This window comes from Gordonia sp. (in: high G+C Gram-positive bacteria), from assembly GCF_049299075.1.
Taxonomy (GTDB): Bacteria; Actinomycetota; Actinomycetes; order Mycobacteriales; family Mycobacteriaceae; genus Gordonia.
The window spans coordinates 1-3,614 of the sequence record NZ_JBAQWU010000297.1 but is presented as its reverse complement, the minus strand read 5'-3'; the positions used below and the strand labels follow the sequence as shown (position 1 = coordinate 3,614).

Here is a 3,614-nt window from a genome sequence, read left to right as displayed (position 1 = left end):
GCGCCGGACCGTCCAGGCGCGCGGCTGCAGCCGGATCGCGCCACGGATCGGCGGGCTCGACCTCATGGTCCGCTGCCCCGAACGTCGCGTACGGGTCGCGCTGAAGGGTCTGGGTGGATCCGGCTGGGCGCCCGAACGCCTCGGACAGCACCGGGTCCGGCGCGGCGGTCTCGGGCTGCGGCCGATCCGAAGACGTGACGGCGAACGAGCCGTTCACACCGGCCGGGCGACCGAATACGGCCGCAGTCTGCGGGGAGACGGGCGCCGTCGGCCGTTGCGGCGGCGTCGCAGGTCGCGCGGTGTCGGCGGAGTCTCCGGCCGACCAGTCAGGGGTGTGTGTCACGGGTCAGCGGCTCCGCCGGTTGAGGTCCCGCATATCGATTTCACGGGTCGGAATCTGGCTTAGTTCGCCGACGAGATTGGGTGGCGCACTCATCTCGCAGCTGGTCCGCAGCCGCGACCGGGCCGACGCCTGGGCCGCGATCTCAGCCGCACACGCGGCGCAGAGCCGCACGTGCTCATCGACACGCCCGGCGGCCGACTCGCGGAGCACCCCGTCGACATAGGCGACAACGGCGTCGGCGGCGAGGTGATCGGTGGAACTGAAGGCGCGACCGGAGCCGAACTCCGGGTTCGGCGCGAACGTCGAACCCGCGGGAGCCCAGCGCTCCGACCGCGACGAAGCCTGTTCAGCCACGCGCCTCACCTCTCTCTGCGAACCGGCAGGGTCCTGTCGGCGCCGCGGTGTGCGGGTGCCAGCGAAGTCCTGTTGCGTTCACTTTATCCCAGCAGTGGCGCCCGGGGCGGTCAGGCAGTCCCGATTAGGGCGGACTCAGCCGCGGCTGCCGACGGCCACCGAGCGGCTGTCCATGTGCCCATTGGCGGCCAGGTGGTCCCGGATGCCCTGGCGGCCACGGTGGATGCGACTGCGCACGGTGCCCATTTTGACCCCCAGCGTGGTCGCGACTTCCTCATATGAGAGTCCTTCGATGTCACAGAGGACGACGGCCGCGCGGAACTCCGGCGCGAGTGCGTCGAGGGCCTGCTGCAGGTCGTGGTCCAGGCTCGCCTCGACGACAGCCTGCTCCGGTGTTGGGGTGTCGGAGCTGATCCGCTCGTAACCGGTGTCCAGCGCCTCCATCCGGATCTTATTTCGTCGGCGGACCATGTCCAGGAACAGATTGGTCGTGATGCGGTGCAACCAGCCCTCAAAGGTTCCCGGCTTGTACGACGTCAGCGACCGAAACACCCGGATAAAGGTGTCCTGTGTCAGATCCTCCGCGTCGTGCTGGTTGCCGCTGAGACGGTAAGCCAGGCGGTACACCCGGTCGGCGTGCTCGGCGACGAGCTCTTCCCACGACGGCAGCAGCGCGACATCGCCGGTCGCGTCGAAACCGGCCGTACCCGCAAATGGGGACTGCCGTTCTGTGCCGTGGCCTCGGTGCTGCTGGGTTGCCTTCACGGGTAGATCCGCCCTCCCTGGTTTCGGTGGTGTCAACGCTGCAGGCCGCAGGCGAATTCCCCGCCCCAATGGCCAGAAGTCGCTGACCCGGTTGCACTGAGCATGTCGTACTCCGGTGTGCCTCCCCTGTTACCCGACTGAGTGTTCCCTGAGGATCGAAATCTGGAGCACTCCAGGTGCGGTCCCGCGTCCCGAATCGGCCTATTCGGGCGTCAATACCGGACCCGCGCGGCGCGCCACGATTGGGCACCCGGCCCACTCTGGCAGGCTCGTAATCATGAGTGATACCCCCATCGCTGAAAATTCTCGCTCGGCGGCCGCCGAGCTGGCCGCCTACGCCGATGCGGCGATCATCGAAGACGAGGCATTGGTGGCGGCGCGGCTGCGCGCCGAGGAGCTCGGTGCCAGCACCATCTCACCAGCCGCCGGATCGCTGCTCTCCCTGCTGACCCGAGTCGCCAACGCCAAGCACGTCGTCGAGATCGGCACCGGTGTCGGCGTCGGCGGACTGTGGCTGCTGGCCGGAATGCCCACCGACGGCGTCTTAACCACCATTGATCCCGAGCCCGAACACCATCAGGCCGCGCGCGAAGCCTTCCGCGATGCCGGTATCGCCCCCGGCCGGACCCGGCTAATCACCGGCGTACCAACCGATGTGCTGACCCGCTTGGCCGATGCAGCGTACGACGTCGTCTTCATCGACGGTCCGCTGCTCAGCTACCCGGCGTTTGTCGCCGAGGCGATCCGTATCTTGCGGCCCGGCGGCGTCGTCGTGGTGAACAATGCATCGGCGGGCGGCACCATCGCCGACCCGGAGGCGGCCGATCCGCGCACTCTGGCAGCGCGCGCGGCGGCGACGATGATCGCCGACGATGACCGGTTCATTCCCACGGTGGTGCCGGTCGGCTCCGGTCTGCTCGCCGCCGCGAAGGCTCGCTAACCACGCTGCTTGGGCGTCAGATGTCGGTGGAGAAACGCACGCCGTTCTCCGGCAATTGCACGCCGGGCCAGACTCGGGCACCGCGCAGGAGTTCGCAACGTGCACCGATGTGCGCCGTATCGCCGATGACTGTGTCGCGGATGAGGGCGCCCCGGCCGATGCGGGCACCGAAGCCGACGATGCTGCGCTCGACTACCGCCCCGGCCTCGATGATGGCTCCGTCAAAGATCACTGCGCCGTCGAGGCGGGCCTTTGGGCCGACCATCGCATCCGCGCCGACGACAGTACCGCCGACCAAAACGGCATCTACGGCGACGTGTGCACCCGCCTTGACCAGCGATTCACCGCTGACACCGGCCAGGGCCGGCGAGGGCGCGATCCCGCGCACCAGGTCGGCCGAGCCGCGGACGAAGTCTTCCGGGGTGCCCATATCGCGCCAGTAGGCGCTGTCGACGTGGCCCTGGACGTGTCGGCCCTCGGCGAGCAATTTCGGGAACACCTCGCGCTCCACCGACACCGCCCGCCCGCCCGGGATCTCGCCGATCACGGTGCGGTTGAACACATAGGTGCCGGCATTGATCTGGTTGGTCGGCGGATCCTGCGTCTTCTCCAGGAAAGCGGTAACGCGCCCGTCGTCGTCGGTCGGCACACACCCGAATGCCCGCGGATCACCGACCCGCACCAAATGCAGAGTCACTTCCGCGCCCGACGAGCGGTGGGTGTCGAGCACCTCGCGGATATCGGTGCCGCCGAGCACGTCGCCGTTGAAGACCAGCACGGTGTCGGCGACGAGGGCGTCATAGACGTTGCGGATGCCCCCGCCGGTACCGAGAGCTTCCTTCTCGGTCACGTACGTCAGATTCACGCCGAGATCTGCACCGTCGCCGTAGTACTCGGAAAAGACCTCGGCCTTGAAGGAGGTGCCGAGCACGATGTCGGTGACGCCCGCCTCGCGGATTCGCGAGATGAGGTGCGTGAGGAAGGGCACTCCGGCGGTCGGGAGCATCGGTTTGGGCGCCGAGAGGGTCAGTGGGCGCAGCCGAGTGCCCTTACCCCCGACCAAGATCAAGGCCTGTACCTCCGGCGTGGCCGCGTCAGATGTGGTCACAGGTTCACCTTTCCGATGAGGGTGTGTCGTGGATGGTCTTGCTGCGCTGGGCGCGCAGTGCCGCGGAGATGGCCAGCCGGCGACGCACCGCCAGGCCGGCCCGG

General features: G+C 68.3%; 4 protein-coding genes and 1 pseudogene. 1 reads left to right on the top strand and 4 read right to left on the bottom strand.

Annotation, left to right across the window (positions count from 1 at the left end; genetic code table 11):
* The 3 genes and pseudogenes from WAW85_RS09035 to sigE form a co-directional block, all read right to left on the bottom strand.
* A pseudogene (locus WAW85_RS09035) lies at positions 1–343 on the bottom strand (serine protease); the annotation flags it as partial.
* A gap of 3 nt (positions 344–346) precedes the next feature.
* A complete protein-coding gene (locus tag WAW85_RS09030; protein ID WP_422559281.1) occupies positions 347–697 on the bottom strand; it encodes a zf-HC2 domain-containing protein in 351 nt (116 codons plus the stop codon).
* Between the two features lie 135 nt (positions 698–832).
* Complete coding sequence (gene sigE, locus WAW85_RS09025) at positions 833–1,462, bottom strand: RNA polymerase sigma factor SigE (RefSeq protein WP_422559280.1); 630 nt, start codon at positions 1,460–1,462, stop codon at positions 833–835.
* Positions 1,463–1,739: 277 nt separating this feature from the next.
* Between sigE and WAW85_RS09020 the strand changes: the two genes are divergently transcribed.
* Positions 1,740–2,402 carry an O-methyltransferase gene (locus WAW85_RS09020; protein ID WP_422559279.1) on the top strand — a complete coding sequence of 221 codons (663 nt, stop codon included), beginning with the start codon at positions 1,740–1,742 and terminating at the stop codon, positions 2,400–2,402.
* Between the two features lie 16 nt (positions 2,403–2,418).
* Here the strand turns inward: WAW85_RS09020 and WAW85_RS09015 are convergent, their stop codons facing one another.
* Positions 2,419–3,510 carry a sugar phosphate nucleotidyltransferase gene (locus WAW85_RS09015; protein WP_422559278.1) on the bottom strand — a complete coding sequence of 364 codons (1,092 nt, stop codon included), beginning with the start codon at positions 3,508–3,510 and terminating at the stop codon, positions 2,419–2,421.
* Between the last annotated feature and the right edge of the window lie 104 nt (positions 3,511–3,614).

Coding starts and splice junctions, on each gene's coding strand:
- WAW85_RS09020 (WP_422559279.1), top strand. CDS start 1,740: ATGAGTGATACCCCCATCGCTGAAAATTCTCGCTCGGCGGCCGCCGAG.